Genomic DNA, 21,835 nt, shown 5'->3' with positions numbered 1-21,835 from the left:
GCACCTCCCTGATCGTGGTCGTCTCGGTCACCCTGCTGGTCTCCCTGGCCATCTACGGATCCAACGGCAACTTCAACCTGTCCGGATAGCCGAGGAGCGAGATGAAATCAGGTATCGCGCGCCCGCTCGCCGGCTTGGCGACCGTGGTCGCCCTCGCCGCGATCATCGCGGTCGCTGTTGGGTTGTTCCAGGACAGCTTCACCAAAACCGTTCCGGTCACCGTGATCTCGCAACGCGCCGGACTGGTGATGTACCCGGACGCCAAGGTCAAGCTCAACGGTGCCCAGGTCGGCAAGGTCTCGTCGATCGAGCTGCTGCCCGACGGGCGGGCGGCACTGCACCTCGCCCTCAACCCCGCCCGGGTCAACGACATCCCGGCCAATGTGAGTGCCGAGATCACCTCGTCGACGGTGTTCGGCTCGAAGTTCGTCGAGTTGAACCCGCCGTCCGACGCGTCGCCCAAGTCCATCCAAGCCGGGCAGGTCATCGACGGCAACCACGTCACCGTCGAGATCAACACCGTGTTCCAGCAGCTGGTTTCGGTCCTCTCCCAGATCGAACCCACCAAGCTCAACCAGACGCTCGGCGCGATCGCCAAATCCCTGGACGGACGCGGCGACAAGTTCGGTCAGACCCTGGTGGATCTGGATTCCGCGCTGGCCAAGCTCAACCCGAGCCTGGACACGCTCAACCACGAATTAGACGTGGCACCACAGGTATTCGACGCCTACGGCGACGTGTCCGGTGACCTGCTGTCGACGGTGAAGAACACGTCGAAGATCAGCGACACCATCGTCGACCAGCAGCAGAATCTGGACACCCTGCTGGTCAGCGCCATCGGTCTGGCCGATGTCGGCACCGAGGTGCTCAGCGAGAACAAGGATCCGCTGGCCAATGTCGTGCACCTGCTGGCGCCCACCACCGACCTGCTCAACCAGTACAGCCCGGCGCTGAATTGCGGTATCGCCGGACTGATCCCGCTGGCCACCGGGCCGGGCCTGCCGCTGCCGGGCGCGGTTCTGCTGCAGTCATTCTTCCTCGGCCGTGAGCGTTACCGGTATCCGAGCAACCTGCCGAAGGTCGCCGCCACCGGTGGCCCGCAATGCACGGATATGCCGAAGGTGCCGTTCGAAACCAGCCCGCCGTTCGTCGTCGCCGACATCGGCGCGAACCCGGCGCAGTACGGCAACCAGGGCATCCTGCTGAACTCCGACGGTCTCAAGCAAGCGCTGTTCGGACCGCTGGACGGTCCGCCGCGCAACACCGCACAGATCGGACAACCGGGATGACCGCGCTGTGGAAGACGCTCGTCAAGGTCGGCGTGTTCGGCGTTGTGATGATTCTGTTGACGGCGGCCCTGTTCGCGATCTTCGGCCAGTACCGGACCGGTTCGGACAACTCCTATTCGGCCGTCTTCGCCGATGCGTCCAGCCTGAAGGCCGGCGACTCGGTCCGGGTGGCCGGTGTGCGGGTCGGCACCGTCAAGGATGTCGACCTGCAGCCCGACAACAAGGTGATCGTCGACTTCGACGCCGACCGCAAGGTCGTGCTGACCTCGGGGACCAAAGCCACAGTGCGCTACCTCAACCTGGTCGGTGACCGGTATCTGGAGCTGGTCGACAGCCCCGGGTCGGCGAAGATCCAGCCGCCGGGCAGCCGGATCCCGCTCGACCGGACCGAGCCTGCCCTGGATCTCGACTTGCTCCTCGGCGGACTCAAACCCGTTGTCCAGGGCCTGAATCCGCAGGATGTCAATGCGCTGACCAATGCGCTGATCCAGATCCTGCAGGGCCAGGAAGGTAACATCGAGTCGCTGCTGTCCAAGACCACCTCGTTCACCAGCACGCTGGCCGACAACGGGCAGACGGTTCAGCAGCTGATCGACAGTCTGAACACGGTGATCACGACGATCAGCAAGGACGGTGACAAGTTCTCCGGCGCCGTCGACAAGCTGCAGAAGCTGGTGACCGAGCTGGCCGCCGACAAAGACCCGATCGGGGAGTCCATCACCGCGCTGGACAACGGCACCGCGTCGCTGACCGACCTGCTCAACCAGGCCCGCACCCCGCTGGCCGGTACCGTCGACCAGCTCGGCCGGTTGGCCCCGCTGCTGGACCAGGACAAGGAGCTGCTCGACATCTCGATCCAGAAGGCGCCGGCGAACTACCGCAAGGTGGTGCGGCTCGGGTCCTACGGCAGCTGGATCAACCAGTACCTGTGTGGCCTGTCCCTGCGGGTCAGTGACCTGCAGGGCCGCACCGCCTACTTCCCCTGGATCATCCAACACACTGGAAGGTGCGCGGAGCCCTAATGCTCAAATATCGTGGGTCCTCGCTGGTCAGATCGGGCTTCATCGGCCTGGCCCTGATCGTGCTCGTCATCACCATCGGGCTCTCGCCCGAGCGGCTGGTGTCGCTCGCCACCTCGATTCGGCACCAGGCGCTGTTCACCGAAGCCGGCGGTCTGCAGGCAGGCAATGACGTCAAGGTGTCCGGCGTCAAGGTGGGCACCGTGTCGGACGTGTCGTTGCAGCGCGGCAAGGCGCTGGTGACGTTCATGGTCAAGGGTTCGGTTCGCCTCGGCGAGGACACCGAAGCGCACATCCGCACCGGAACCCTGCTCGGGCAACGAATCCTGACCCTGGAGTCCAACGGCAAGGGATCGCTGCGATCGGCGGACGTGATCCCGGTGTCGCGCACCGGTTCGCCGTACTCGTTGACGCAGTCGCTGTCCGACCTCGCCTCGAACACGGCCGACACCGACACCGCGGCGATCAACCAGTCCCTGGACACCCTGTCGGACACGCTGGACCGGATCAGCCCGCAGCTGGGGCCGACATTCGACGGCATCAGCAAGCTCTCGCGAGCGATCAACGAGCGCAACGAATCTCTGGGCAGCCTGCTCAAGAGCGCAGCGAACGTGACCGGGATCCTCTCGCAGCGCAGTGCACAGGTGAACACCCTGCTGCTCAACGCCAACGACCTGATCGGTGTGCTGTCGCAGCGGCGGTACGCGATAGCCAATCTGCTGGCCAGTACGTCCGCCCTCGCCAAACAGCTGAGTGGGATCGTGGCCGACAACGAAAAGGAACTGGCACCAGCTTTGGAGAAGCTCAACTCGGTGACCGCGATGCTCGAGAAGAACAACGACAACATCACCGCGGCGATGAAGGGCCTGGCCAAGTTCCAGCTCACCCAGGCCGAAGCGGTCAACAACGGCTTCTACTACAACGCGTTCGTCGCCAACCTCAACCCGGCGCAGACCCTGCAGCCGTTCCTCGATTACGCACTGGGCTTCCGGCGCGGCATCGATGCGGGGCAGCCGGCCGACAATGCCGGACCGCGCGCGGAAATCCCGTTCCCCTACAACGGGATACCGCAGCCGTATGAGCGATGGGGGCAGCCATGAAGTCTCGCAGGCGACTGACGGTCGTCGTGGCGGCGGCGCTGGCAGTGGTGATCCTGGCCGGCGTGGGCTGGCTGGTGCGGCTGGCGTTCTTCAAGCCCAACACCATCACGGCGTATTTCACCAGCGCCACCGCGATCTATCCCGGTGACGAGGTGCGGGTGGCCGGGGTGAAAGTCGGCACGATCGAGTCCATCGACGCCCAGGGCACCAAGGCCAAGCTGGTGCTGGCGGTCGACCGCAACGTACCGATCCCGGCCAACGCCGAAGCGGTGATCGTCGCGCAGAACCTGGTGGGCGCCCGCTATGTGCAGCTGACCCCGCCGTACGAGGACAAGGGCCCCACCATGGCCGACGGCGCGGTGATCGGCTTGGACCGCACCGCGATCCCGGTGGAGTGGGACGAGATCAAGACCCAGCTGACCCGGTTGGCCACCGATCTGGGGCCGGCCACCGAGGGGCAGACGACCTCGGTCGGGCGGTTCATCGACTCAGCGGCCAACGCCCTGGACGGCAACGGGCCGAAGCTGCGGGACACCATCGCCCAACTGTCCGCGGTCAGCAAGGTGCTGGCCGACGGCAGCGGCAACATCGTCGACACCATCAAGAACCTGCAGGTCTTCGTGACGGCGCTGCGCGACAGCAATACCCAGATCGTCCAGTTCCAGGATCGGTTGGCCTCGCTGTCCAGCGTGGTCGACGGCAGCCGGTCCGATCTGGACGGGGCGCTGACCAACCTGTCGAGCGCCGTGGTGGACGTGCAGCGCTTCATCGCCGGCACCCGCAACCAGACCGCCGAGCAGCTTCAGCGGCTGAGCAGCGTGACCAAGAACCTGGCCGACAACAAGCTGGTCGTCGAGAACCTGATTCACGTGGCGCCCAACGCCATCGGCAACGCCTACAACATCTACAACCCGGATTCGCAGAGCGCCCTGGGCGGTTTCGCCCTGGCAAACTTCGCCAATCCGCTGCAGGTGGTCTGTTCGGCGATCGGTGCGGTGCAGAACGCCACCGCGCCCGAGACCGGCAAGCTGTGCGAGCAGTACCTCGGCCCCGCCCTGCGACTGCTCAACTTCAACTATCTGCCGTTCCCGTTCAACGCCTATCTGGGCAAATCCACCAGCCCGGACAAGCTGATCTATACCGAGCCGGGGCTGGCGCCCGGTGGATCGGGTGGCACCCCGCCGGGATACGAGATCCCGCCGACGGTGTCGGCCTACACCGGCTACAACGGCGATGTGCCCGGGCCGGTCGGCTGGGGCAACCCGCCGAACCTGACGCCGGGCTCGTATGCCCCGAACGGATTGCCCGCCGATCCGTCGCCCGCGCTGTTCCCCGGTGCGCCGATCCCGCCGGGGGTGCCGTCCGGGCCCGCGGCCCCGCCACCGTCGAACCTGGAGGGCATGCTGCTCCCGGCTGAAGCGGCGCCGCCACCACCGGCACCTGCGGCACCCGCTGAAGGGAATCCGCCATCATGATCAGTTCGGTGCGACGCCTGCTCGTCACCGCCTCCTGTGTGGCGGTGACGACCACCGGCTGTAGCTTCGGCGGGCTGAACTCCCTGCCGCTTCCCGGCACCGTCGGCCACGGCAAGGGGTCCACGACGTATCACGTCGAGATCGCCAACGTGGGCCAGCTGGAATCGAATTCACCGGTGATGGTCGGCGATGTCGTCGTCGGCAGCGTGGGGGACATGACGGTGGCCGACTGGCATGCCGACGTGGAGATCTCGGTGGAGCCCGGGGTGGTCATTCCGGCCAACGCGGTGGCGTCGGTGGGGCAGACCAGCCTGCTGGGCTCGATGCACCTGGCGCTGAATCCGCCGCTGGGCCAGGCGCCCACCGGCGTTCTGCAACCCGGTGCCACGCTCGGGCTCAACCGCTCGTCGACGTACCCGTCCACCGAGCAGACGCTGTCCGCGCTGTCGGTGGTCGTCAACGGCGGCGGCCTGGGCCAGATCGGCAGCATCATCCACGAGTTCAGTGCGGCGGTGAACGGTCGGCAGGATCAGATCCGCGACCTGCTGACCCGGCTCAACGATTTCGTCGGCCTGCTGGCAGCCCAGCGGGACAGCATCAACGAGGCAGTCAATTCGCTGAACCGGCTGGCCGGCACCTTCGCCGGACAGCAGGAAGTGCTGACCGACGCGCTCAACCGGATTCCGCCCGCGCTGGACGTGCTGATCAAGGAACGGCCCCGGATCACGACCGCGCTGGAGAAGTTCCGTGATTTCTCCAACCTGGCAACCGGTTTGGTGAACGACACCAAGACCGACCTGGTGCGCAACCTCAAGAACCTGGAACCGACGCTGAAGGCGCTGGCCGACGTCGGACCGAAACTGGACACCGCGCTGGCGTACTTCCCGACCTTCCCGTACACCCAGTCCGTGATCGACCGGGCCATCCGCGGCGACTACCTCAACCAGTTCATCATCTTCGACTTCACCGTCCCGCGGCTGAAGAAGACCCTGATGCTGGGCACCCGCTGGGGTGACGAGAACGCCAAACTCGTTCCCGCACCGGGCGATCCGTGGTACGCGACGTACACCTACGATCCGCTGCACGCCCCGTTCAGCCCGGCGCCGCCTCCGACTCAGGTGGCCGACATCCCGCCGTTGGTCGACGTCGCTCCACCGCAGGCAAGTCAGCCGGCGTCGCTGACCGGCGCCACCGCGCCCGCCCCGGGAACGGGGTCCGGCCCGCTGCCGGGTCCGGCCCCGCAGGCAGTCCCACAGGACGGGGGTAACTGATGATCACCCGTTTCATCCGGAACCAGCTCATCATCTTCACCATCGCTTCGGTGGTCGGCGTCGCCGTGATGGTGGTGACGTACATGCAAGTGGGGACCCTGCTCGGCATCGGCCGGATCACGGTCAAGCTCGAGCTGCCCAGAACCGGTGGCCTTTATCAGTTCTCGAACGTCACCTACCGCGGCGTCCAGCTGGGCAAGGTCACCGAGGTGCTGCCGACGCGGACCGGCGCGGTGGCGACGCTGTCGCTGGCCAGCAATCCGAAGGTGCCCGCCGACCTCGAGGCGCGGGTGCTCAGCGTGTCGGCGGTCGGTGAGCAGTACGTGGACCTGGTGCCGCGGACCGACTCCGGGCCCTACCTGCGCGACGGCTCGGTGATCTCGGTCAAGGACGCCAAGCTCCCGCAGGCCGTAGGCCCGATGCTCGACCAGACCAACACCCTGCTCAAGAGCATTCCGACGGATCGGCTCACCGACCTGCTGAGCAACGCCTACGAGGGCCTCAACGGCGCGGGCGACGACCTCACCACGCTGAACGACTCCGCGTCGCGGCTCGCCGCCGATTTCAGCGCCACCGCCGACCAGACCCGCACCCTGGTCGAGGACAGCCGGCCGTTGTTGGACGGTCAGCTGGCCTCCACCGATTCGATCCGGACCTGGGCGCGCAGCCTGGCGGGCATCACCGACCAGCTGAACACCAACGATCCGCAGTGGCGTTCCCTCCTGGCCAACGGCCCTGGTGCAGCCGATGAGGCGACCGCGCTGCTGAACCAGGTGAAGCCGACCCTGCCGGTGCTGCTGGCCAGCTTGACGACGATTGGGCAGATCGGGGTGACCTATCACGCCGGCCTCGAACAGTTGCTGGTGCTGCTGCCGCCCTACATCGGTTCCATCCAGGCGGTCGGCTCGCCGTTGAACAACCCGACCGGTATGACGCTCGGCGATTTCACGCTGACGATCAGTGACCCGCCGGCGTGCACCGTGGGCTTCCTGCCGCCGTCGCAGTGGCGCTCACCGGAAGACACCACCACCATCGACACACCCGACGGCCTCTACTGCAAGCTGCCGCAGGATTCGCCGATCGCCGTGCGCGGCGCTCGCAACTACCCGTGCCAGGGCGAGCCCGGGAAGCGCGCGCCCACGGTCGAGATCTGCGAGAGCGACAAGCCGTACGAGCCGCTCGCGATGCGCCAACACGCGACCGGCCCGAACCCGATCGATCCGAACCTGATCGCGCAGGGTGTGCCGCCCGACGACCGGGTGACGTTCCAGGACCACATCTACGGACCGTTGCAGGGCACGCCGATGCCACCGGGACCGGCTCCGGCCGCGCCCGCGCCCGCCCCCGCCGCAGCGCCGGTCCCGCCGGCGCCGGGAGCACCTGCGCCGCAGGGTGTTCCGGATATCGCGCCGACCGATCAGGGCGGTGGTCCCGCGGTCGCGCCCAGCGCGTTCACGCCGGGTGCGCCCGGTGGACCGTCGGTGGCGATCGCCACCTACGACCCGGCGACCGGCCAATACGCCACACCCGACGGCACCGTGGCGCGGCAGACCGACCTGGTGCACTCCGGCGACAACCAGTCGTGGAAGGACCTGCTGCCGACGACATGAAAGGTGAGGGGAGAGGGCACATGCGTACGACCCGAATGCTGATCAGCGTCGGAGCCGTGACCGCTGCGGCGTTCGGCGGCGTGATGTATCCCGCCACCGCGGGGGCGTCGGAGAAATGGGCGCTCAACGGCACCTTCCAGGCGACGTCCAACGGTGAATGGGCGACGTCCAACGATGTGTTCCACGACGAGCGCAGTGTGCGCAGCATCTGGACCATCAACTCGACCTGCAGCTATCCGACCGAGTGCACCGGCACGGTCAGCAGCGATGCGGGCTGGACGGCGCCGATCTATCAGACCGGCGGCGACTGGCGTGTCAAGCGGGTCATCGAGGACTGGATGCCGTGCCAGGACGGCACCACCGCCCCGGGATTGCAGGTGTACCGCTTTCACGGATCCAGCCCGGGTGGCGATCAGACCGACCCGAGCTCCAACACGTTGGTCGGCCAGGACTCCACCACCGGCCAGCCGGGCGCCTGCGGCCACAGCCTCGCGCTGTTCATCAACATGCCGTTCAAGCTGATCAAGCTGACCTGACGTCACCGGCCATGTCGAGGGCCGCCAGGTGGCTGAACAACATCGACGCACCGATGGGGTTTCCGCCACCGGGATAGGTGGTTCCGCTGACCGCCGCCATGGTGTTGCCCGCCGCGTACAGGCCGGGGATCGGCGCACCGGACTCGTCGAGAACCCTGGCCCGGGCATCGGTGCGCAGGCCGCCTTTGGTCCCGAGATCGGACAGCCCGAACGCGGCCGCGTGGAACGGGGGTGTGTCGATCGCGACCAGCGGTGACTCGCCGCCGGAGAAAGCCCGGTCGTAGGCTTCGTCGCCGCGGCCGAAATCGGTGTCGGCGCCCTCGGCGACCATCGCGTTGTAGCGCTCCACCGTCTGTTCCAGCGCGTCGGCGGGCACTCCGATCACCGCGGCCAGTTCGGCCAAAGTGTCTGCGCTGCGCCACAATCCGGCGTCGCGGTAGCTTTCGGTGTCCACCATCGACACGTTGGTCGCCTTGACCGGCGGAACCTCGCCCTCCCGGTCGTCGTACACCATCCAGAACGGCACATCGAGCCGGCCGGCCGCCATCTCGGCGATGATCTCCCGCCCGATCCGGTCATAGGCCGCCGACTCGTTGGCGAACCGCTGCCCGGCCTGGTTGACGAAGATGCCCCCGGTGAACCACAACGCGAAGGCCGACCGGCCGTCAGGGTGGGTCAGGCCCGGTGACCACCAGGCCTGGTCCATCAGATCGGTGGCCGCGCCGATTCGCAGCGCCGCCTCGAGCGCGGCCCCGGTGCTGCCCGGGCCGCCCATGCTGTCGGCCGGGGCACCCGGTACGCCGTAGCTGTGCCGTAGCGCGGCGTTGTGCTCGAAACCGCCCGCCGCCAACAGCACTCCGCGCCGGGCGCCGATCCGCACCGGCCGGCCGTCGCGCTGCACGACCGCGCCGACGACCCGTCCACCGTCGGTGATCAGATCGGTCAGTTGGGCGTTGCGGTACAGCGCGGCGTCCGGGTAGCCGGCCAACGCCGCCAGGAACCGGCCGATCAGTGCCCGGCCGCCGAACAGCTTGTCCGGGGCGGGCGCACCGAGCCGGTCGTGGTCCAGCGGCCCCCGGACGAATCCGGCGTACGGGCCCAGTTTCTCGCCGCGGATCGGCGCCGCCACGATGTGGCGCAGCCCGTCGCCGCGCGAGTCGGGAGCCTTGCCGTAGTAGTCGGGCCACGGCAGCACCGAGAACACGAAGTTCTCGTCGGCCTCCAGGTATTCGACCAGGCCGGGGCCGCGTCGGATGTAGGTCTCCTGGAGTTCGCGCGGGGTGCGGTCGCCGATGACGGCATGAAAGTAGGTGAGTGCCTTCTCGATCGTGTCGTCACTGCCGGCACGTTGCAGCACCGGGTTGCAGGGGAACCACATGCCGCCACCGCCGGAGTAAGCGGTGGTGCCGCCGAACATGTCGGTCGCCTCCACCAGCGCCACCGAGAGTCCCTCGCGGGCCGCGGTGTACGCCCCGGTGATACCGCCGCCGGAGCCGGCGACGATGACGTCGACGGTTTCGTCGTAGTCCTGCGCAGTCATCGGCCTCCTTCGTCTGCTGGGTCCACTGTGATCGGTGGCGCAGCGCGAAGCAACGACGACTCCCGGTGAGTGAGTGCCGGCAGATGCCGCGGTCAGAGCGCGATCGGTTCCCGGCTGCGCCGGGCGTTGCCGGTGTCGGCATCGAAGAAGTACGTCCGGTCTGCGGGCAGTTCGAGGCCGATCCGGGTGCCTGCCGGCAGGTCGGTGCCTGCCGGCGCATGCACGATCACCCTCGTGCTCTGCGCGCGGCCGGTGTCGACGAGCGCGGTCACCAGCACGTGGCTGCCGAGCGGTTCGACGAAGTCGACCCGCGCCGGCAGCAGACCCTCGGCCATGCGGTCGCGCAACTGCAGATGTTCCGGGCGAACGCCGAGCGTCACCGGGCCCTCGGGTGTCGACACCGCGGCCAGCGCGGCGTCTGCGACGTGCAGCACCCCCGACCGCACCTCGGCGGCCACCAGGTTCATCGGCGGGCTGCCCATGAAGGCCGCGACGAAAGTGTTGGCCGGGTGGTGGTAGATCTCGTCGGGGGTGCCGATCTGCTGGATCGCACCGCCGGACATCACGCACAGCCGGTCGCCGAGCGTCATCGCCTCGACCTGGTCGTGGGTGACGTAGATCGAGGTGACCGGAAGTTCGCGGTGCAGTCGCTTCAGATCGCCGCGGACTTGGTTGCGTAACTTGGCGTCCAGATTGGACAGCGGTTCGTCGAGCAGGAATGCCTGGGGGCGGCGGACCAGCGCGCGGCCCATGGCGACACGCTGGCGCTGGCCGCCGGAGAGCTGACCGGGCTTGCGGTCGAGCAGCGTGTCGATCTCGAGCAGCGCGGCCGTTTCCCGCACCCGCCGGTCGATCTCGGCGCGCGGTGTCTTGCGTTGCCGCAGACCGTAGGCCAGGTTGCGGTACACCGACATGTGCGGATACAGCGCGTAGTTCTGGAACACCATCGCGATGTCGCGCTCGCCCGGAGCCAGCCCGTTGACGACGGTGTCGCCGATCCTGATCTCGCCGGAGCTCGGTCTGTCCAGCCCGGCAAGCAGTCTCAGCGCCGTGCTCTTACCGCACCCCGACGGCCCGACCAGGATCAAGAACTCGCCGTCGGCGACCGTCAGGTTGAAGTCCGTGAGGGCGGCGACGCCGCCCGCGTATCGCCGCGTCACGTTGCGGAACTCAACTTCTGCCATGCTCAGCCCTTCAATCCCTGGCTCGCCACCGATTGCACGAAATAGCGCTGGGCGCCGACGAACACCAACAGCATCGGCAGCAGGCTCATCACGTTGGCCGCCATCAGCAGCGGCCACTTGACGCGGTGGGCGCCCTGAAAGTAGCTCAGGCCCAACGGGATCGTCATCTGGTCCTGGGACGTGATGACGATCAGCGGCCACAGGAAGTCGTTCCACGACGTCAGCACGGTGAGCGCGGCCAACGTGGACAACGCCGGCAGCGACAGCGGCAGGATGATCCTGAACAGCACGCCGATCCGCGATGTCCCGTCGACCCTGGCGGCTTCCTCCAGCTCGACGGGTACCGTCATGAAGAACTGGCGCAGGAAGAAGATGCCGAACGCGGTCGCCAGATTCGGCAGCATCAGAGCCCCGAGGTGGTCGATACCCAGGCCCGCCCACACGTTGTCGCCGAACCACTTGACGATCAGGAACACCGGAATCATGGTGACCTGGAAGGGCACCATCAACGTCGCCATCAACGTGACGAAAAGCGCTCCGCGCCCCAGGAATCGGATGCGCGCGAAGGCATAGCCCGCGAGACTGCAGACCACCAGGTTGGACGCCAGCACCACCAGGGTGACCAGCGCGCTGTTGACGAAGAAATGCCCGAACGGCGCCGCCGCCCACGCGTCGGTGTAGTTCGCGAATCGCGGATGTTCGGGAAACAGCACTGGCGGGAAGCGATTCGCTTCGCCCTCGGTCTCCAACGACGTGATGAGCATCCACAACAGCGGTGTGAGGAGCAGGAACGTCACCGGGATCAGGATGAGGTGCCAGGGACTGAACGGCAGGCGCCACCGAGAGGACTGCGCCCGGCGGGCGGGTTCGGCCGCGCCGGGCGTCGTGGAGGTCAGCAGATCGGTCATGAGTGCACATACCGCCGGGCCAGCCGGAACTGCACGGCGGTGATCAGCAGGATCACCACGAACAGGGCATAGGCCATCGCCGCGGCGTAGCCGGCGTCGAACTGCACGAAGGCCCGGTCCCACAGGTAGTAGACGATCACGGTCGTGGCCCGTAGCGGTCCGCCCCTGGTCGTCACATAGACCTCGTCGAACAGCTGCAGGGCGTTGATCGTCAGCCACACGACCAGAAAGAGATTGGCCGGGCCCAGCAGGGGAACCGTGATGGTGCGGAACCGGGTCAACGCCGACGCGCCGTCGATCGCGGCGGCTTCGTGGAGTTCGGCCGGAACACCCTGCAGCGCAGCCAGATACACGATCACCGAGAAGCCGGTCCAGCCCCAGATCGTCATCGCCACGATCACGTACAACGCTTGCGACGGCGACGCCAGGAACGGCTGCGACGAGATCCCCACCGCGTTGAGCGCCGCGTTGACCAGGCCATAGTCGCGGTCGGTCAGCCACAGGAAGATGATGCCCTGCGAGATGGTCGACACCGCCATGGTGATGTAGGCCGCGGTCCGGTAGACCGAGATGAACCGCACCGAGCGGTTCAGCGCGGCCGCGACGAGCAGCCCGACCACCATCGTGCCCGGCACGAACAGCGCCGTGTAGACGATCGTGTTCGTGATCGCCTGGACGAACACCGGGTCCTCGGCCAACTTCTTGTAGTTGTCGAAGCCCACCCACGGCGTCTCGGCACTGAGCAGGTCGGACTTCTGGAACGACAACTGCAGCGACATCAGCACCGGCAGCAGACCGAAGATCCCGATCAGGATGACCGCCGGGCTGACCAGCGCCCACCCCGACACGGCATCTGGGCGGCCGCGCCGCCGAATCAGTGCTGGCATCGACTCCCTACTTCTCCGCCAACTTCGCGTCGGCGGCCTGCGCGGCGGCGTCCAGCGCCGCCTGGGGCTGGTCCTTGCCGAGCATGACGGACACGATCGCCTGGCCGAGCGCCTCCGACACCGCCGGATACTGTTCGACCTGCGGCCGCACCTGGTGCACGTTCTTCAGATTCTCGACGAAGGCGGCGGTGCCGGGGACGTTCTTGTCGAGTTCGTCGAGCACGGCCTTGTCGTCGCCGACCGAGGCACGGATGGGCAGATCGCCGGTGCCCAGCGAGAACTTCGTGACCTGCTCGGGTGCCGAGAGCCACTTCACGAAGTCGATCGCCGCCTGCTTGCGCTTGTCGCCGTTGTCGAACACCACCCAGTTGTCGGGTCCGGCGATGGTCTGATGTCCGCCGCTGGAGCCGGGGTAGGTGGGCATCACCTGCACCCCGTAGTCGATGTCGGACAGCTGCGACAGGTCCCACGGGCCGGTCACCAGCATCCCGATCTTGCCGCTGTTCATCAGCTTCGGCCCGTTTTCGTTGGTGGTGTCGAGGTAGAGCGACTTGTCGGCCACCGCCATCTGCTGCAGCGTGGTGAGCGCCCGCACGCCCGCCTCGGAGTTGAAGGTGGCCTTGGTGTTGTCGGCGGACAGGATGTTCCCGCCGGCCTCCCAGAGCATCGGAATGTAGTGCCACACCGTGTCTTCGCTGCCGTCGGCGGGAATCAACCAGCCGAACTGGCCCTTGGCGGGGTCGGTCAGCTTGGCCGCCGCCGCGCGGAAGTCGTCCCAGGTCCACTCCGGTGACGGCGGGGCGACGCCCGCGTCGGCGAAGAGCTTCTTGTTGTAGACGATCGCCAGGTTGTCCACCAGTGCGGGGACGCCGACGACCTTGTCGCCCACCGTCGCGGCCTTGCGTTCGGCCTCGTAGAAGTCGTCCCAACGCCAGTCCGGCTTCTTGACCTCGTCGGCCATGTTCACCAGCGACGGGATCTTCGCGATGTTCGGCGACCACGATCCGAACATGTAGGCCACATCCGGTGCACTGTTGCCTCGCACCGCGGTCAGAACCTTTTGCAGCACCAGGTCATTCGAGGAGTACAGCTCGGAAACCAACACGTCGGGGTGTTCCTTGTTGTACTGATCGACCAGGCTCTTGAACACCTCGCCCTCGGTGTCCTGATAACCGTGCCACACCGCGATCTCGGTGGGGCCCGACGACCCGCCTCCGCCACCGCAGGCGGCGACGGCGAACGTCAGCATGGCGATCAGGGCGATGCACAACCTACGTCGAATCACGGTGAGACTCCTTAGTGGGCGGTATCCGGGGCGAGACTGCGGCGCAGCGATGGGGGGAGCAGGTCGCCGTGCGCGACGGTCAGTTCGTCGCACAGCGCCCAGATCTGGTCGACGCTCAGCGTCGCGGCGGTGTTGGGATCGACCATGGCCGCGGCACGCACCAGCCGCGGGTCGGCGTCGACCGCCGCGCGGACCGTCAGGTCGACCGGCCCGAGGAAGGCGCGGTTGAGGGCGGCGCACTGTGGCGGCAGATCGCCGACCTTCATCGGGTGCGCACCGAGCGAGTCCAGCAGGGTGGGCACCTCGACGGCGACCCCGTCCGGCAGGTTGGTGATCAGCCCGTCGTTGACGACGTTGGCCGAGATCACCCGCGGCGTACCGGTTTCCAGCGAATGGATGACCTGCGGTGCATATTCCGTCGAGCTGGTGTCGATCGCCAGCGCGTGTGCGTCCGCCAATTCGGCACGTACCCGCGCGTATTCGGCCAGGTTGGCCTCGCTGATCGACACGTACTCACCGACATTGATCCGCAGCCGGGCGATCTCGGCCGGGTCGTGGAGGTACCAGCCGACGTACTCGCTGCTGTGCTCACTGGTCTCGGTGGGGTAGTAGCCCAGCCGCCGGTACATGTCGACGCGGACCCGCCTGCGCAGCTCGGGATCGGCGGCGATGCGCTGATCCAGCAGCGGATAGAGGTTCTGGCCGGCGCGTTCCCAGCGCAGCACCCATGCCTGATGGTTGACCCCCGCCGACCAGTAGGACACCTCGTCGTAGGGCACGTCGATGAGTTCGCACAGGCCGACCATGGTCCAGTACACCGAATGGCACAGCCCGAGGACCTTCAGTCGCGGCGCGACCGCATGCAGGAACGTCACGTTCATCGCCATCGGGTTGGTGTAGTTCAGCAGCCAGGCGTCCGGACACACCTCCGTCATGTCCTCGGCGATCCCGGCCAGGACCGGGAAGGTACGCAGGCCGCGGAAGATCCCGCCGACCCCGATGGTGTCGCCGATGGTCTGCTTCAGGCCATAGCGTGCCGGGATCTCGAAGTCACGCACGGTGGCGTCGTGCATGCCGACCTGGATCACGTTGATGACGTAGTCGGCGCCCTCGAGGGCCCGGCGACGGTCCAGCGTCGCCACCACTTCAGGGTCGGCGCCCGCGGCCCTGGCGGTCGCTCGGGCGATCGCCTCGGCGGTCTGCAGTCGCTCGGCGTCGATGTCGTGCAGCACCACCCGGGTGGATCCCAACTCCGGGAAGGACAGGATGTCGCCGAGCAGCTCGCGGGTGAATTCGACGCTGCCCGCGCCGATGATGACGACGGTGGGCTTCATCGCACCGCCTCGGACAGCGCCTCACCGCGCTTCTCGTCGCTGTAGACCATCAGCGTCGAGCCGAGCAGCGCGAGCACGATACCGATCGCGCCGTAGGGGCTCGGCAGGGTCTGGTAGGCGATCAGCGAGATGATCACGGTGAGCGCGGGGGCCAGCGCATTGGTGGTCGGGGCCACGATCGAGGCCTTGCCGCGCGCCAGTGCCATCACCAGGAACAGCGCACCGACGGCGTTGAGCACCTGGGTGACGGCGGTCAGTGCGGGCGCTTGCCAGCCGAAGCCGGTCGGTATGCCGCCGAGGGACCACAGCGCGACGGGAATGAGCGCCAGGCCGCTGATGGTCATCCAGCCGAATGTGGTGGCTTCGTTGACCCCGATGGTCGCGGTCTTGCGCATGAAGTACGCCTGCACACCCCAGGCCACGCAGATCAGGACCGACAGCAGCAGCCACGGTCCCGACGAGGCTTCCGATTCACCGCCGGTGACGGTGAACAGCACGATGGCGGCCAGCGCCATCACCAGCCCGATCCCGGCCAGTGGTGAAATGCGTTCGCGCAGCAGCGCCATCGCCATGATCACGGTGATCGCCGGTGAGATCGAGACGATGGGGAAGATGAGGTACGCCGGGCCCATCGTGAGCGCCTGGAACAGGATCAGCTGGCCGCCGGCGCCGGTGAGCCCGATGAGCAGGCCGTAGATGGTGGCGGCGGGGCGGCGGTCCCACCGCTGGCCGCGCAGGATCACCGCGGCGGGGATGATCATCGTGAGCGCCCAGATGCTGTAGATCATCTCGTCCGGATAGCCGTATTTCGACGACGGGAGGGCCGAGAATGCCCCCCAGACACCCCAGAACAGGATGAGCAAGGCGGCGTAGAAGATCCAGCCGCGGGTGCGTGCTGGGGTGGTCGTGGTCATGATGACCTCACCTCGTCGGGTTGTTGGCGGAAAGGCGTTGCACGGCTTGTGGACTCAGCGGATGTCCGCTGTGCTTGGCGGCGTAGAGCGCGCCCCCGACTGCCGGATCGAGCCGCGGCTGTTGGAGGGCGTAGTCGGCGGGAGCGGCGTCCAGCGCTGCGACGAACTGGGACAGGAAGCCGTCGTTGGAGAACATCCCGCCCGAGTAGGACACCGGGACGCTGTCGTCATCGGTGAACCCGATCAGGGTGCGCGTGGTCTCGATGAGCGTGACCAGTTCGCCGACTGCGGCGGACAGGATGCGCGCCGACGCATCGTCGCCGGCTTCGGCGGCCTGGCAGACCGTCGTCGCCAGTGCAGCGATCTTGCTGCGGTTGCCCTTCCAGGTGTCGATCACCAGGCTGACGACGTCCAGGTCGCCGGCGAGTTGGAGGCGGTCTTTCATCAGCGCGTGCAGAGTGCCCGGCGGCTGCCTGCCGTCACTCATCCGGGAGAACGCGTTGAGCCCTTGGACGGCAATCCAATACGCCGAGCCTTCATCGCCGAACAATTCACCCCAGCCGCCGACGCGGTGGCCGACTCCGTGTCGTTCGCCGTAGGTCATGGACCCGGTGCCGCTGATGACGTTGATGCCGTCCTCACCCGCGAGTGAGCCCGCCCAACCGCACACCATGTCGTTGTCGCAGCTGTAGCGGTGGTGGCCGAGGATGCCGGCTCCGACGGCGTCGAGTTGGGCGATGTCGCCGCTGGCCTCGCCGTATCCGGGCAGGCCGAAGAATGCGGCGTCGATGTCGGCGGTGACGATGCCCGTTTGCGTACAGATGTCGGTAATTCCCTGTGCCAGGGACTTTTCCACTACCTCAAAGCCGTCGTTGAAGTAGTACGACGTCGGTGCGGTCGCGCGGGCGAGGACGTGCCCGGTGTCGTCGATGAGCGCGAACGCGGTCTTCGATCCGCCGCCGTCGACTCCGAGATAACGGGCCACGTCAGCCTCCGTTCTGGATCATCGGGTAGATGGTGACGCCCTGGACCACCCGGTTGACTTCTCCGGAGGGGAAGGGATTGTCGGGGGTCTTGCCGTGCTCGAGGGCGGTGAACAGCGCAAGGTACTGGGCGAAGACCAGATACGGCAGGGCGACCAGAGCGTCGTCCATTCCCTCGAGTTCGGGCAGCGCGAGCGTGGGACCCCCGGGTTGCGATTCGGTGGAGATCACCATGACGGTGTCCACGCCGAGCTGGGACCGGATCTCGGTGATGATGTCGAGGTCGTAGCGGCGGGTGTATGGGTCGGTGGACACGTACACCACCGCCAGAGTGTCGGCGTCCAACGCGGATTTCGGGCCGTGCCGGAAACCCAGCGGCGAGTCGAAGTAGGTGACCACGTCGCCGGCTGTCAGCTCCAGCATCTTCAAGGCGGATTCGCGTGCTAGGCCGCTCAGCGCTCCGCTGCCCAGGTAGAAGAACCGCTGGCGCTTGGTCCGGGCGAGTGCGGCGATGTCCGGTTGGCGTGCGATGACCTGTTCGGCGGCGGCGGCCAGCGCCTCGGCATCGCGCTCGGTGGCGGGGCCCAGCAGCAGCAGGCAGGACAGCAGCATCGACGTCAGGCTCGATGTCATCGCGAACCCGGTGTCGTTGCTGCGTTCGGGCATGTACAACACCCGAGAGTTGTTCCGCCCGCTGTGGTTTCGGCCCAGCTCGCCGGCGGGGTCGCAGGTCAGGACGAGATGAGCGATATCGTCGACCAGTTCGTCGGCCAGCGCCGTGGTGGCCAGGCTCTCCGGGCTGTTGCCTGAGCGGGCGAAGGACACCATCAGGGTCGGGGTGTCACGCTCCAGGTGATCGAGCGGGCTGGCGACGATGCTGGTGGTCGGGATCGCCTCGACGCGGCGGCCGAGATGGCGGCGCACGGCGGCGGCCGCGATCTCCCCGATGAACGCCGAACTTCCCGCTCCGGTCAGGATCACCCGCAGGTCCGGCCGGCCGGTGAGCTCGCCGAGGAACCGGGTGAGCTCGGGGTCGATGTTCCGCGCCGCCTCGCGCCACACGCCGGGCTGCTGCCCGATCTCGAGAATCGTTGCGCCGCCGTCTTTCTGGGCGGGCACGGTGTTCGTCATGCGGGCACTCCACTCACGGCTCGGGCGTAGGGCCGCATCGCGTCGCGGACTCGGTCGATCACCAGGGCGGCGGCCGTCGGATCGAGTTCGCCGGCGCGGATCCGGTCGTACTGGATGGGTAGGAATTGACTGATCAGTGGCATCGGTATGCCGACGCGGTCGAGGTTGTCCAGCAGGGCGCGGCGCGCGGCCTCGACCTGTTCGTCGGCCCAGTAATACCGCAACCGGTCGCTGTAGCTGTAGCGCCGTGCGGTCTGCTGGGATCTCGGGTCGCCGTCGTAGTAGCCCTGCCAGTAGGCCGGGTTGGCCAGCATCCGGCGTTCGACGACGTCGATGAGGCCGGACCGCGACGCGTGCGGCACGAGCTCGTCCTCGATGTGCGCGAGCGCGAAGAGTGCTTCGCGCATCGCGAAGGTCAGTCCTGGACCGACTTTCAGTACCGCCCAGTGGTCCTCGACGAGCTCGCGTAGCTGGGCGGGGCGCTGGTAGTCGGTGGAATGCGCCTCGAACACCAGATGTGGTTCGTCGTCGAGGACACGCCGCAGCGCGGCGGTGGCGTCGCGCCGGTAGTCGATGACCCGAAGGTGGTCGAATTCGACACCGGGCTGGACCACCAGTCCCATCACTCGGGGCCACACGTGGTCGAGGCCCGCGTCTCGAAACGCCACCTGATGCGCGGCGATGGTCCGGCGGGCCCGATCAGCCGGTGTGGGCGCCAGCGCACCGAGGGTTTCGTGCGCTCCGCCGGGCACCGGCACCTCGGTGCCGATGACGTACACCGGTGGGTCGATGCCCTCGCGCTGCGCACAGTCCTCGGCCACCCGCATCAGCCGGGCGGCGCGCCGGGCGACATCCTCGTCGCCGAGGACGGCCGGATCGTCGGCGCACGACATGCTGCAGTCGAGGTGGATCTTGCTGTAGCCGGCCGCCACGTAGGCGGCGACCAGCGTGTCGGCCTTGTCCATTGCGGCAGCGGCGGGTTCGCCTTGCCACCGGTTGGGTCCGAGGTGGTCGCCGCCCAACACGACCCGTTCGTGGGGGAAGGCACAGCGATCGGCAACGCCGAGGACGAGATCGCGAAACTGCGCGGGGCGCAGCCCCGTGTAACCGCCGAATTGGTCGACCTGGTTCGAGGTGGCCTCGATGAGCACCGGGGTGCCGTCGGCGTCGGCCTGGGTCATCGCGGCCTCGACGACGGTGGGATGGGCCGAGCAGACGGAATACACGCCGACCGCGTGGCCGGACTTGTGGCGGCCGATGGTCTCGGCGAGCCAGCTGGTGCGCTGCCCGGACATTTGCAACATTGCTCGATCATGGGAAGCTCGCTCAGAGTGCGCAATGCAACGCCGTCAAGTGATCACTAAAACTGATCGTTTGACCGATCGTATTGTGCGAAGTCAAAGGAGGCAGCGGAAATGTCGACCAGGCGCACCGACCGGATGCGTGAGGTGCTGGCGCTTCTGCGCGCGCGCGGCGAGGTCGATTCCCAGGTGTTGCGCACCGAATTGCGGGTATCGGCCGCGACGTTGCGCCGTGATCTCAGCGAGCTCGAGGAACAGGGCCTGCTGGTCCGGACGCACGGCGGTGCGCGGGCACTCGATCCCAGTGGCAGCGAGATCCCGGTTCGGCTGCGCGATCACCGCACGATCGCGATCAAGCGGCGGATCGCGCAGCATGCCGCGGCGCTGGTGCCGGCCGGTCCGCAGGCGGTGGCGCTGACCGGCGGCATCACCACCGGTGAAGTCGCGCGGTCGCTGAAAGGGCGCCCGCAGATGACGATCGTGACGAACTCGCTGACCATCGCCGCCGACTGTGCCGTCGATGCGCACATGAAGGTGATCGTGACCGGCGGCCTGGTCCGGGCGAACTCGCTGGAAGCGGTGGGGCCGATGTCGGAGCATGCGTTTCAGGTGATCAACGTCGGGACGGCGGTACTCGGCGCCGACGGGATGTCGGCGGAGGTCGGGGCAACCACGTTCGACGAGGCCGAGGCCCGGACGGCAATGGCCATGGCCGCCAGCGCGCAACAGGTCGTCGTCGCTGTCGACGGTTCCAAGATCGGCAAGGTCACCCTCGCAAAGATGGTGGCTCTCAACGAGATCCACCATCTGGTGACCGACTCGACCGCCGACCCGGTGCAGCTGGAGCGGATCGTCGGCGCGGGCGTGCGGGTCCACGTCGTCGAGGTGGGCGACTAGTGAGACGCGGTTATCCGTCGATGGCGGCCAGTAGCGCGGCCACCGCGTCGGCGATCGCGTCGCGGGCCGGGGACAGGTATCGGCGCGGATCGTTGACGTCCGGCTCGGCGGCCAGATAAGAGCGCACCGCGGCGGTGAACCGGACGTTGAGCAGTGTCCCCACATTGATCTTGGTGAGCCCTGCCTCGACCGCCGAGCGCAGGTCATTGTCGGACACACCCGAAGAACCATGCAGCACAAGGGGAACCGAGAGCGCAGCCCGTAGGCGCCCAATGAGCTCGAAGTCCAACGTGGCGCTGCGCTGCGACATCGCGTGCGAGCTGCCGACTGCGACGGCCAGCGCGTCGACGCCGGTCGCCGCGACGAAGGCGACCGCCTCATCGGGGTCGGTGCGCACGCCGGGCGCATGCGCGCCGTCCTTCCCGCCGACCTCGCCGAGCTCGGCCTCGAGGAACAAACCCTCGCGATGTGCCCAGTCCACCGCGGTTTTCGTGGCCGCGACATTGGCGGCGTAGTCCAGCTTCGACGCGTCGAACATCACCGACGACGCGCTGGTGGCGGCGGCCGCATGCAGCAGGTGCTCGTCCTCGACGTGGTCGAGGTGCACCGCGACATCGACCGCCGCGGCGGCGGCGACCGCGCCGGCCGCCGCGGCGACAGGTGCCAGTCTGCCGTGGTGGAACTTCACCGCGTTCTCGCTCAGCTGCAGGATCACCGGGCGCCCCACGCGTTCGGCGCCGGCCACGATCGCCTCGGCGTGCTCGAGCGTGATCACGTTGCAGGCCAGCACGGCTGAGCGGTCGCGGTAGGCGGCTGCGACGAGATCGGCGGTTCGGGCGAGCGGCATCTGCCTGTCTTATCAGTGCGCTGCCACGCTGTCCAGCACGGTCGTCGTCGTCGGGGCGGTCATCGCGGGCGACACGTCTCCCGCTGACCGGGAAGCAGATGTGGCCGCGAGCACATTGTGCGGTGCACTCAGCCACCGTGACATCGCACCTCCAGTCGGCCTGTTGATGGGCGTGACCGTCAGCACCCGCCCGACCCGCGCGGACACAGTCGCCTTGGCCCGGATTGCCGCTGGTCCGATGGCGGCTGTTGGTGGTTTGTTTGCGATGTCGGCTGATGCGGTGCGGTTTGTGTTTCGGAAGCCGTTTCAGTGGCGGGAGTTTTT

At 67.4% G+C, this 21,835-nt stretch carries 19 protein-coding genes and 2 pseudogenes; 10 read left to right on the top strand and 11 right to left on the bottom strand.

The window, feature by feature from the left end:
- From MSZK_RS25010 to MSZK_RS24975, 8 genes and pseudogenes are all read left to right on the top strand, one after another.
- Window positions 1–89, top strand: a pseudogene (locus MSZK_RS25010) (ABC transporter permease); the annotation flags it as partial.
- 12 nt (window positions 90–101) lie between these two features.
- Window positions 102–1,289: an MCE family protein gene (locus MSZK_RS25005; RefSeq protein ID WP_099251237.1), complete on the top strand. Its 1,188-nt coding sequence runs from the start codon at window positions 102–104 to the stop codon at window positions 1,287–1,289.
- Window positions 1,286–2,311 carry an MCE family protein gene (locus tag MSZK_RS25000; protein ID WP_099251236.1) on the top strand — a complete coding sequence of 342 codons (1,026 nt, stop codon included), beginning with the start codon at window positions 1,286–1,288 and terminating at the stop codon, window positions 2,309–2,311. Before MSZK_RS25005 ends, MSZK_RS25000 begins: the two co-directional genes overlap by 4 nt.
- Window positions 2,311–3,408 carry an MCE family protein gene (locus MSZK_RS24995; protein WP_099251235.1) on the top strand — a complete coding sequence of 366 codons (1,098 nt, stop codon included), beginning with the start codon at window positions 2,311–2,313 and terminating at the stop codon, window positions 3,406–3,408. The genes MSZK_RS25000 and MSZK_RS24995 overlap by 1 nt, the downstream gene beginning before the upstream one ends.
- Window positions 3,405–4,883 (top strand): MCE family protein, encoded by a 1,479-nt coding sequence (locus MSZK_RS24990; RefSeq protein WP_199203475.1) that lies wholly within the window; start codon window positions 3,405–3,407, stop codon window positions 4,881–4,883. Before MSZK_RS24995 ends, MSZK_RS24990 begins: the two co-directional genes overlap by 4 nt.
- Window positions 4,880–6,154, top strand: a complete 1,275-nt coding sequence (locus MSZK_RS24985) for an MCE family protein (RefSeq protein WP_099251233.1) — start codon at window positions 4,880–4,882, stop codon at window positions 6,152–6,154. Before MSZK_RS24990 ends, MSZK_RS24985 begins: the two co-directional genes overlap by 4 nt.
- The gene (locus MSZK_RS24980; protein WP_099251232.1) at window positions 6,154–7,764 is read left to right on the top strand and encodes an MCE family protein; all 1,611 of its coding nucleotides are present in this window, start codon (window positions 6,154–6,156) and stop codon (window positions 7,762–7,764) included. The genes MSZK_RS24985 and MSZK_RS24980 overlap by 1 nt, the downstream gene beginning before the upstream one ends.
- A 20-nt stretch (window positions 7,765–7,784) precedes the next feature.
- Window positions 7,785–8,300, top strand: coding sequence for a hypothetical protein (locus MSZK_RS24975; protein WP_099251231.1), 516 nt, complete (start codon window positions 7,785–7,787; stop codon window positions 8,298–8,300).
- On the opposite strand, the gene MSZK_RS24970 is transcribed toward MSZK_RS24975, so the two are convergent.
- The 10 genes from MSZK_RS24970 to MSZK_RS24925 form a co-directional block, all read right to left on the bottom strand.
- Window positions 8,287–9,840 carry an FAD-binding protein gene (locus MSZK_RS24970; RefSeq protein WP_099251230.1) on the bottom strand — a complete coding sequence of 518 codons (1,554 nt, stop codon included), beginning with the start codon at window positions 9,838–9,840 and terminating at the stop codon, window positions 8,287–8,289. The two genes, MSZK_RS24975 and MSZK_RS24970, sit on opposite strands and share 14 nt — an antisense overlap.
- Before the next feature lie 92 nt (window positions 9,841–9,932).
- A complete protein-coding gene (locus MSZK_RS24965; protein ID WP_099251229.1) occupies window positions 9,933–11,024 on the bottom strand; it encodes an ABC transporter ATP-binding protein in 1,092 nt (363 codons plus the stop codon).
- Window positions 11,025–11,026: 2 nt separating this feature from the next.
- On the bottom strand, window positions 11,027–11,932 hold the full coding sequence (locus tag MSZK_RS24960) for a carbohydrate ABC transporter permease (RefSeq protein ID WP_233211503.1): 906 nt from the start codon (window positions 11,930–11,932) through the stop codon (window positions 11,027–11,029).
- Window positions 11,929–12,819: a carbohydrate ABC transporter permease gene (locus tag MSZK_RS24955; RefSeq protein ID WP_099251228.1), complete on the bottom strand. Its 891-nt coding sequence runs from the start codon at window positions 12,817–12,819 to the stop codon at window positions 11,929–11,931. The genes MSZK_RS24960 and MSZK_RS24955 overlap by 4 nt, the downstream gene beginning before the upstream one ends.
- A 7-nt stretch (window positions 12,820–12,826) precedes the next feature.
- Window positions 12,827–14,104, bottom strand: coding sequence for an ABC transporter substrate-binding protein (locus MSZK_RS24950; RefSeq protein ID WP_099251227.1), 1,278 nt, complete (start codon window positions 14,102–14,104; stop codon window positions 12,827–12,829).
- Window positions 14,105–14,115: 11 nt separating this feature from the next.
- Window positions 14,116–15,438, bottom strand: coding sequence for an alpha-glucosidase/alpha-galactosidase (locus MSZK_RS24945; RefSeq protein ID WP_099251226.1), 1,323 nt, complete (start codon window positions 15,436–15,438; stop codon window positions 14,116–14,118).
- Window positions 15,435–16,352, bottom strand: coding sequence for a DMT family transporter (locus MSZK_RS24940; RefSeq protein ID WP_099251225.1), 918 nt, complete (start codon window positions 16,350–16,352; stop codon window positions 15,435–15,437). The genes MSZK_RS24945 and MSZK_RS24940 overlap by 4 nt, the downstream gene beginning before the upstream one ends.
- A gap of 7 nt (window positions 16,353–16,359) precedes the next feature.
- The gene (locus tag MSZK_RS24935) at window positions 16,360–17,337 is read right to left on the bottom strand and encodes an N-acetylglucosamine kinase (RefSeq protein ID WP_099251224.1); all 978 of its coding nucleotides are present in this window, start codon (window positions 17,335–17,337) and stop codon (window positions 16,360–16,362) included.
- Between the two features lies 1 nt (window position 17,338).
- Entirely contained in the window at window positions 17,339–18,466 is a 1,128-nt protein-coding gene (locus MSZK_RS24930; RefSeq protein WP_099251223.1) for an SIS domain-containing protein, read from the bottom strand.
- On the bottom strand, window positions 18,463–19,770 hold the full coding sequence (locus tag MSZK_RS24925) for a D-tagatose-bisphosphate aldolase, class II, non-catalytic subunit (protein ID WP_233211502.1): 1,308 nt from the start codon (window positions 19,768–19,770) through the stop codon (window positions 18,463–18,465). Before MSZK_RS24925 ends, MSZK_RS24930 begins: the two co-directional genes overlap by 4 nt.
- 111 nt (window positions 19,771–19,881) lie before the next feature.
- Between MSZK_RS24925 and MSZK_RS24920 the strand changes: the two genes are divergently transcribed.
- Entirely contained in the window at window positions 19,882–20,664 is a 783-nt protein-coding gene (locus MSZK_RS24920; protein ID WP_099251221.1) for a DeoR/GlpR family DNA-binding transcription regulator, read from the top strand.
- A 10-nt stretch (window positions 20,665–20,674) separates the two neighbouring features.
- Here MSZK_RS24920 and MSZK_RS24915 read toward each other — a convergent pair whose 3' ends face one another.
- Window positions 20,675–21,511, bottom strand: coding sequence for a class II fructose-bisphosphate aldolase (locus tag MSZK_RS24915; RefSeq protein ID WP_099251220.1), 837 nt, complete (start codon window positions 21,509–21,511; stop codon window positions 20,675–20,677).
- 100 nt (window positions 21,512–21,611) lie between these two features.
- Between MSZK_RS24915 and MSZK_RS33225 the strand changes: the two are divergent.
- A pseudogene (locus MSZK_RS33225) lies at window positions 21,612–21,835 on the top strand (hypothetical protein); the annotation flags it as partial.

The sequence above is a fragment of the Mycobacterium sp. shizuoka-1 genome (assembly GCF_002723835.1).
In the GTDB taxonomy this organism is placed as follows: domain Bacteria; phylum Actinomycetota; class Actinomycetes; order Mycobacteriales; family Mycobacteriaceae; genus Mycobacterium.
The sequence above is the reverse complement of the archived record's forward strand: the minus strand, read 5'-3'. Positions and strand labels throughout refer to the sequence as shown.

Bases quoted from the DNA above. Each gene is read 5' to 3' on its own strand.
- MSZK_RS25005 (WP_099251237.1), top strand. From the start codon at position 102: ATGAAATCAGGTATCGCGCGCCCGCTCGCCGGCTTGGCGACCGTGGTC.
- MSZK_RS25000 (WP_099251236.1), top strand. From the start codon at position 1,286: ATGACCGCGCTGTGGAAGACGCTCGTCAAGGTCGGCGTGTTCGGCGTT.
- MSZK_RS24995 (WP_099251235.1), top strand. From the start codon at position 2,311: ATGCTCAAATATCGTGGGTCCTCGCTGGTCAGATCGGGCTTCATCGGC.
- MSZK_RS24990 (WP_199203475.1), top strand. From the start codon at position 3,405: ATGAAGTCTCGCAGGCGACTGACGGTCGTCGTGGCGGCGGCGCTGGCA.
- MSZK_RS24985 (WP_099251233.1), top strand. From the start codon at position 4,880: ATGATCAGTTCGGTGCGACGCCTGCTCGTCACCGCCTCCTGTGTGGCG.
- MSZK_RS24980 (WP_099251232.1), top strand. From the start codon at position 6,154: ATGATCACCCGTTTCATCCGGAACCAGCTCATCATCTTCACCATCGCT.
- MSZK_RS24975 (WP_099251231.1), top strand. From the start codon at position 7,785: ATGCGTACGACCCGAATGCTGATCAGCGTCGGAGCCGTGACCGCTGCG.
- MSZK_RS24970 (WP_099251230.1), bottom strand. From the start codon at position 9,840: ATGACTGCGCAGGACTACGACGAAACCGTCGACGTCATCGTCGCCGGC.
- MSZK_RS24965 (WP_099251229.1), bottom strand. From the start codon at position 11,024: ATGGCAGAAGTTGAGTTCCGCAACGTGACGCGGCGATACGCGGGCGGC.
- MSZK_RS24960 (WP_233211503.1), bottom strand. From the start codon at position 11,932: ATGACCGATCTGCTGACCTCCACGACGCCCGGCGCGGCCGAACCCGCC.
- MSZK_RS24955 (WP_099251228.1), bottom strand. From the start codon at position 12,819: ATGCCAGCACTGATTCGGCGGCGCGGCCGCCCAGATGCCGTGTCGGGG.
- MSZK_RS24945 (WP_099251226.1), bottom strand. From the start codon at position 15,438: ATGAAGCCCACCGTCGTCATCATCGGCGCGGGCAGCGTCGAATTCACC.
- MSZK_RS24940 (WP_099251225.1), bottom strand. From the start codon at position 16,352: ATGACCACGACCACCCCAGCACGCACCCGCGGCTGGATCTTCTACGCC.
- MSZK_RS24930 (WP_099251223.1), bottom strand. From the start codon at position 18,466: ATGACGAACACCGTGCCCGCCCAGAAAGACGGCGGCGCAACGATTCTC.
- MSZK_RS24925 (WP_233211502.1), bottom strand. From the start codon at position 19,770: ATGTTGCAAATGTCCGGGCAGCGCACCAGCTGGCTCGCCGAGACCATC.
- MSZK_RS24920 (WP_099251221.1), top strand. From the start codon at position 19,882: ATGTCGACCAGGCGCACCGACCGGATGCGTGAGGTGCTGGCGCTTCTG.
- MSZK_RS24915 (WP_099251220.1), bottom strand. From the start codon at position 21,511: ATGCCGCTCGCCCGAACCGCCGATCTCGTCGCAGCCGCCTACCGCGAC.